Below are 1,778 nucleotides of genomic sequence, written 5' to 3' on the forward strand. Positions count from 1 at the left end.
CTATAACACGGATCGATGGAAACCTTTGTAATAGAAATCTTCACAAATCGTGTAAACCCCCAGGGGTGGTGCGGAGCATACTTGCAGTATATGGAAGGAAATGGGGTAGAATTTCACCCCTCTATTTCCTACGCCTTCATGTTGCCTTGTTATTCAACAGTGGTACTGAAACTATCTTTTTCCGTATTTCTGTCAAATTGTACCGAGGGAGGTTAATATCAACAGTCAGCAAAAAACCTCCCCGCAGCACCCTGTAGAGAGGTTCCCACTAATAAAATATCTTCTCATCCCGCTTATCCTTAAGTATTTCCACCGCTTCCCGAAACCTCAGTGAATGCACAATCTCCCGCTCCCGTAAATACTTCAAGCTATCCTGCAGACCCACATCGTCTGTTAGATCAATCAGCCACTGATACGTCGCCCTAGCTTTCTCCTCCGCCGCTATGTCCTCATATAGATCAGCGATCGGATCACCTTTTGCTTGGATACGGCTAGCCGTTAGAAGGCAACTCTACACTTTATCGCTCGATAGAACCATATACTACCATATATATATATGGAGGTTTGTATCTATTTTTATATAACAAATTTTAAACCACTTCAAATAGCTTAGTTAGAAATACCGTTAGGTGGCTTTTGGATACAGAATGTTGAGATCTTATAACGGTTCTTCTTTTATTTCATCAAACGCAGCGGCGTAATCGCAACGGTCGAGGTTTTGAAGCCCGGCATTTTGCAGTTGGGATCAAGCTCGGGACTGGTTGCCTTATTCACGTTCTGAACGCCGCCCCAGTGCATGGGTACAAATAGAATATCCTCCATAATCTTATCGGTGATTCTGCTTCTAACGTTGAAGCTGCCTCTAAGTGAGGTCACCTCCACCCATTCGCCATCCTCTATACGATACTTTTGAGCGGTCTTCGGATGAATTTCAATATAGTTTTCGATATTTCGTGCAGCTAAAGACGGACTTCTACGTGTTTGGACACCCGTCAAGTAGTGAGACAGCACTCTTCCGTTCGTCATTGTTAGTGGATATTCTTCACAAGGTCTCTCCTGAGGAAAGCGATTTGCTACCGGCATAAAGATCGCTTTTCCATCCGAATGGGCAAACGAATCAGCAAACATTATTCCTTGATTTCCGTCCTCATCAATTGAGGCGCATGGCCAATACACGCCTCCCTCACGCCGTAATCTCTCATAAGTAATACCATAATAATCTGCTAATCCACCACGGCTTGCAAGTCGCAGTTCCTCAAAGATCTGTTCGGATGAATGGAAGGAGAAATGCTGTTGTTTCCCCATTCCTGCGGCAATTTGGCATAAAATAGACCAGTCATGCCTTGTCTCTCCGGGCGCAGTGATCGCAGTTTCTCTTAAAAGCACACGGCCTTCTAGATTAGTCAAAGTACCGTCATTTTCCAAGTATGCCGTCACTGGCAATACAACGTCTGCCAATTTCGCTGTTTCTGACAAAAACATGTCTGCAACGACTAAAAAATCTAAGTTTTGTAGCCCTTCCTCAACCAAATTGGCATTTGGATTAGATACGATTGGATTAGAGCCCATCACGAACAACGAACGAATAACGCGCTGATGAACAAGCTCCATCATTTCGTATGCGGACACACCTTTTCGCGGCAGCTCCGCAGGATCAATTCCCCAGACGCTAGCTACATATGCGCGGTCCTGTTCATCCTCTATATTCCTATACCCTGGCAATTGATCGCTTTTTTGACCATGCTCTCTTCCCCCCTGCCCGTTGCCTTGTCCGGTCA

General features: G+C 45.0%; 1 protein-coding gene and 1 pseudogene. Both read right to left on the reverse strand.

Features of this window, described 5'->3' with window-relative positions; translation table 11 throughout:
• Positions 1-268: 268 nt before the first annotated feature.
• Positions 269-499 (reverse strand): annotated as a pseudogene (locus AC1DSE_RS34850) (manganese catalase family protein); the annotation flags it as partial.
• A 176-nt stretch (positions 500-675) separates the two neighbouring features.
• Positions 676-1,778: molybdopterin oxidoreductase family protein (locus tag AC1DSE_RS34855; protein WP_477529077.1), on the reverse strand; the 1,103-nt coding region annotated here is incomplete at its 5' end.

The organism is Paenibacillus sp. 01L418 (assembly GCF_056400045.1).